The sequence below is a fragment of the Halomonas sp. AOP13-D3-9 genome, assembly GCF_052379125.1.
Classification (GTDB): domain Bacteria; phylum Pseudomonadota; class Gammaproteobacteria; order Pseudomonadales; family Halomonadaceae; genus Vreelandella.
The window spans coordinates 1-4,827 of record NZ_JBQSYH010000038.1; the positions used below are offsets into that span (position 1 = coordinate 1).

Sequence of the window (4,827 nt, forward strand, 5' to 3'; positions counted from 1 at the left end):
ACAACAGGGCGATGTGGACAACTATTTGCATGCGGTGCCCGGACAAGCAGCTTCGGTGACGGGGTTTACCAATTTTTTAAATCGCCAACATGCCACCACACTGGCCCCTAGAGTGGATGAGAAGCGAGCAAGAAAACGGCGAAAAGAAAAGTTGGCTCGCACCACGATGCAAATGGCGAAGTGTGCTGATCAAGGAGAAGATTGGAGTGAGCGGTGGATCGTCACAGCCATGGAATACTTTCATGACAAGAAAGTATCCAAGAAAACACTTCGTCAGCAGGCTGTAGAACGAGAGGAAGATGGGATAAAGGTAATCATGGGCGGCGTGACCTACTGGCTGCCTATCGCATGAGTGCTAAGGCGCCTCATTGATCGGCAAGCCTTTTAATATCGGCCGCCACAGCATCCATGGGGTCGCTATCGCGGATCAGTACACGCGCCTCTCCCTGTTCATTGAAGGCGAATACCGCGCTGGAGTGCGATACATCGTAGTTGCCGTTGCTATCTTCTTCACCATACCCGTAGGTAACACGATAGCGGCGTGTAAGCTCATCAAGCGCTGCTTTGTCCCCCGTGAGACCAGTGAACTGGAGGCCGAAAGCGTTAGTATAGGCACTCAGTGTTGCTGGGTTATCGCGACGGGGATCTACAGAGACAAAAAGTACCTGGATATCATCGCGATAAGTTTCCTCTAGGCGCTGGATGACAGCGTCGAGGCGCGCAAGCGTGGTGGGACAGACATCAGGGCAATGAGTGAAACCAAAAAAAAGCAGTGTGCTCTTGCCAAGGAATTGATCGGCGGTCACGTCATTACCGTTCTCATCAACAAGATCAAATGCCAACGGCGGCATAAGCCCTGAGATATCCTTGGTCTGCCACGTTTGCTCACCGCATCCCATTAGCCATAGCGATACGAACACCGGAATAATCCATTGGCGCATTCTGCTCGCTCCTACTGTGTTGTGGGTGCTCCAGCGCGGAACTTGACGTTCTGCTGCTGCCCGTTGTCTAACAGGAGGGTTACTTCAATTTCGTCGCCGACGGCGATGGGGTGCTTACGCTTCATCAGCATTAAGTGATAGCCCCCCGGAGCAAGCTCAACTAGCTCTCCCGCCGCTACTGTTAACTGTTCTACGTGCTGCATACTTGAGATACCGTCCTGACTGACACTTTGATGTATCGTGACGTTATCAAAGGCCGAGCTATCCGCCCCTATCAGCGTGGTGCCTGTTTCACCGGTATTCGTGAGGGTAAAATAGCCTGCTGCAGGAATATCGCCTGGCAGTAGTCGTATACGAGCATCAGTGATCTGCAAATCTGCAGCGAGCAGCGTGCCGGGCATTCCGAAAATCAACACAAAAGTCGTGCACCAGATGCGCGCTGATCGCGGTAATTTAGCGAGTTGGGTGGGGAGCATGAACAGTATCCTCATTTCGAGCGTCACGGAACATATAGCTAAGAACAATAAGCACTCCAAGAGCGCTCATCATGGTGGCTGGAACCCAGGTCAGCAGGCCGCCAATACGTTGATCATCGAGGGGATCCAACGGCCAAGCACGGCCACAAACCTCATAGACATCAAAAATCACCTCTTCACTGAAGGCGATGTAGGCACCCAGAACAATCTGCGGTGGGATCACCGCCAGTAGAATGGCAATTCGCTTACCATAGCCGAGTCCACCTTGTAGTGGCGAGCGGTGATCAAAGATCAGCCACCAAAACAGTAACCCATCCAGCGCCATGCTCCAGTTCATCACCTGATAAAGGTCAGCGCTCAGCATGGCATCGAAGTGGATCTCGGGGATCAGCCAGAAATAGATAAGCCCAACGAACAGCACAGGGGCGATTAATGGTTGCTGAAGTATCCTGTAGGCGGGGTGCAGCACACGTGTGACTAGCCTCCCCCTAGAAAGTTGTCTAATTCGCGTTGGCAAACCTTCGACCAATACCGGCAGGGGTGCTGCCAAAGCGATCAAGAAGGGGGCAGCGTGATGCAGTACCAAGTGTTGGGCACGATGGGCAAAGAACATGTACTGAGCGAGGTAGTCGTAATGTGTCAGAGTGACGCCATAGATCGCCGCAACTCCGAGCAGGTAGGTGAACGTGCGGGCTATGCTTGTAGGCTCGCCGAGCCGTTGGCACTGCCGGAGGCCACGCAGGTAGAGAACGATAGCCAGCACACAGGCGGTTGCCCACGTCAGTGAGAACTCCCAAGGCCTTAAGTAGCTCAGAGCGACGTCAATAGCCCTTCTCCCTCAGATTAAACACATTGAGACAGCTTAGGCAGCGACTGCACAATGCGGCAAGTGGATGCTACCAACGTTGTGATGATCGCATGAGCTCTTTCTACGCTAGGGATGGAAGAGCTCAATCAACAACACACGACGAATATTAAGGGCTTGACGGTAGCCAAGCCGTTGTTCTCCTAAGGGCTGACAAAACGCGCTGCCTTGTCTTTATCGACATTCACGACGAATGAAGTGTCAGTTCTTCATAAACACTGTTGATATTGTCGTCTTCTTTATTACTCGGTTCCGGCTTGGGATACAGGGGTTCGATAAGCCCGTTGGATAATGCTAGTAAATCGCTAAGCTGTTCGTAATCGAAGCTAACGCCATCTGCATTGCGTTGCTCAAGGCGTGTAATAGCATCTGATATAGCGGTCATGGTGTGATCTTCCACCCCTAAAGGAGGTAATGCCTGTACCAGCGGCTGTCCGTTGTCCCAACCGATTTTAATAGGTTGGTTGATGATATTGACCTGGGTGCCCGCCGGTATGCGGTCAAAAATTGATTCAATATCGTCAGGCAACATGCGTATACAGCCACGGCTTGCACGCATGCCAATGCCATCGGGCTGGTTGGTGCCATGAATTAGATAGCCATCGAAGCCTAGAATAATGGCGTGGTCTCCTAGCGGGTTGTCGGGGCCGGGCGGCACAACGCTTGGCGCGGTTTCGCCGCGTGCTTCCGCTTCGCGTTTTACCGACTCAGGCGGGTACCAGGCGGGGTTTTTAATGTTCATAGTGGTCTCGGTCACACCGAGAGGAGTATCAAACCCTTCGCGACCGATGCCGATAGGATAGGTCTCAACGCGCGGTGTCTCACCGTTTTTGACATCTGGGTAGTAGTAAAGCCGCAGCTCGGCGATATTGATAACGATCCCAGTACGCTCGACATTCGGCAGAATAAAACGTCCGGGAATAGTCACTTCCGTGCCCACCCCTGGAACCCAGATGCTGACCTCTGGATTTGCACGGATCATCTCCAAATAGCCCAGGTTGTGACGCTTGGCAATATCTATCAAGGTGTCGTTGTAATCCCTGACTATGAAGGTGTCAGCCTCACCGATGATATTGCCTTCCTCAGGTAGCGGGTAATGCCCCTTGGGCCATTCCGTCTCCTGGGTAGTGGCGGGTTGTGCTGCCATGGCGACAGGGAGCCATGCCAGAGACGAAACCATCACACTCATGATGAAGCCCATCTGCATTGGCCATGGGAGGAGTCTCTTAAGTATTGCTGCGTTATTTACCGAGAGCATCGCTAGGTTCCTTTTTCATCTAATGCGTCGTTTTTGGATCGAGATAAGTTCAGTTGTAATCCGAGCAGTGTCAGCAAGGTGGCGAGTATCCAAGCGGGCCCACTACCGGTGCGTGTGAAAGGAGTTAGGCCCTGCATAGGGGTTACCTCGCCAGTTAAACTGGCCTGTTCAAACTGTGGGGCGCGGGCAGTGACGTGACCTTGTGAATCGATCATGGCCGTCACGCCATTACTGGTAGCTCGAAGTATGTGACGGCCATTTTCTAAGGCACGTAGACGCGCCATTTGAAGATGTTGGTGTGGGCCAATGGAACGCCCAAACCACGTATCGTTGGAAACCGTTAGTAACAGCTCGGCATTGCGCGCCTGCTTGGCCACGCGGTCGGCGAAAATGATCTCGTAGCAAATGGCGTTGCCAATGGCCGTACCAGCGACGCGTATCGGGGGCTGTTTATCTGGCCCTGGGGTCATGCTCGGCATTGGTAGATCGAAAAAGGCGATGCTGCCAGCGAGTAGATTTTTCAGTGGCAGGTACTCGCCGAAGGGTACCAGATGGGCTTTGCGATACTGGCCCTGATCACCCAGGCCGACAACGCTGTTGTAATAGAGCCCCTCGGCGTCGCGCTGCAGAATGCCAGTCAGCAAGTGGGTGCCAGTGGTGAGTTCAGATTGCACCCGTTCAAGGATCAACTGCGCTTCCTGCTCGAACATGGGAAGTGCCACCTCCGGCCAAACGATTAGATCGATATCGCTAGGCTGCTCCCGTGTCATCGCCGTGTAGATACTGATCGCCTCGCGCTGCCCTTGGGCAGTCCACTTAATGCGCTGATCAAGATTCCCTTGCAGCAACGCCACCCGGATGGGCTTTCCGGCCGGGGTTGTCCATTGGGTGGGCAATAGGAATGGAACGATCCACAGGGCGGCAATTGGGACGAGGTACCCCCAGCGGCGACGCAGTACCTCTACCCCTAACGTACCTGTCAGTGCGGTCATGAGTGACAGCAAGTACACACCCCCAACGGGCGCCCATGGGGCTAGTGGAGAATCTATCTGAGAGGTGCCCAGCAATAACCAGGGAAAGCCGGTGAGCAACCAGGTGCGTAGCCATTCGCTCACCACCCACATACCGGCAAAGCTAAGACAGGCTAACCGTGGCCCCGTGATGCGTCGATAGAGCCCAAAGGGGATTGCAAAGAAGAGCGCCAGGGCGCTGACAAAAAGAGTGGTGAGGAGCATCGCCATCAAGGCCCCGGTGCCACCGAAATCGTGAATAGCAACGAAGACCCAC

5 protein-coding genes and 1 pseudogene are annotated in these 4,827 nt (G+C 53.7%); 1 reads left to right on the forward strand and 5 read right to left on the reverse strand.

The window, feature by feature from the left end:
- A pseudogene (locus tag ACT3UM_RS23955) lies at nt 1-352 on the forward strand (hypothetical protein); the annotation flags it as partial.
- Nucleotides 353-365: 13 nt separating this feature from the next.
- Here ACT3UM_RS23955 and ACT3UM_RS23960 read toward each other — a convergent pair.
- From ACT3UM_RS23960 to lnt, 5 genes are all read right to left on the reverse strand, one after another.
- Entirely contained in the window at nt 366-941 is a 576-nt protein-coding gene (locus tag ACT3UM_RS23960) for an SCO family protein (protein ID WP_008958502.1), read from the reverse strand.
- A gap of 11 nt (nt 942-952) precedes the next feature.
- Complete coding sequence (locus tag ACT3UM_RS23965) at nt 953-1,417, reverse strand: copper chaperone PCu(A)C (RefSeq protein ID WP_008958501.1); 465 nt, start codon at nt 1,415-1,417, stop codon at nt 953-955.
- Nucleotides 1,395-2,180, reverse strand: coding sequence for a cytochrome c oxidase assembly protein (locus ACT3UM_RS23970; protein WP_238528554.1), 786 nt, complete (start codon nt 2,178-2,180; stop codon nt 1,395-1,397). Before ACT3UM_RS23970 ends, ACT3UM_RS23965 begins: the two co-directional genes overlap by 23 nt.
- A 286-nt stretch (nt 2,181-2,466) precedes the next feature.
- The gene (locus tag ACT3UM_RS23975) at nt 2,467-3,489 is read right to left on the reverse strand and encodes a L,D-transpeptidase family protein (RefSeq protein WP_008958498.1); all 1,023 of its coding nucleotides are present in this window, start codon (nt 3,487-3,489) and stop codon (nt 2,467-2,469) included.
- Between the two features lie 53 nt (nt 3,490-3,542).
- Nucleotides 3,543-4,827 (reverse strand): apolipoprotein N-acyltransferase (lnt, locus tag ACT3UM_RS23980; protein WP_498902518.1); only part of this gene is annotated, 1,285 nt, incomplete at its 5' end.

Excerpts from the sequence above, each read along its gene's own strand:
- ACT3UM_RS23960 (WP_008958502.1), bottom strand. The coding sequence starts at position 941 with ATGCGCCAATGGATTATTCCGGTGTTCGTATCGCTATGGCTAATGGGA.
- ACT3UM_RS23975 (WP_008958498.1), bottom strand. The coding sequence starts at position 3,489 with ATGCAGATGGGCTTCATCATGAGTGTGATGGTTTCGTCTCTGGCATGG.
- ACT3UM_RS23965 (WP_008958501.1), bottom strand. The coding sequence starts at position 1,417 with ATGCTCCCCACCCAACTCGCTAAATTACCGCGATCAGCGCGCATCTGG.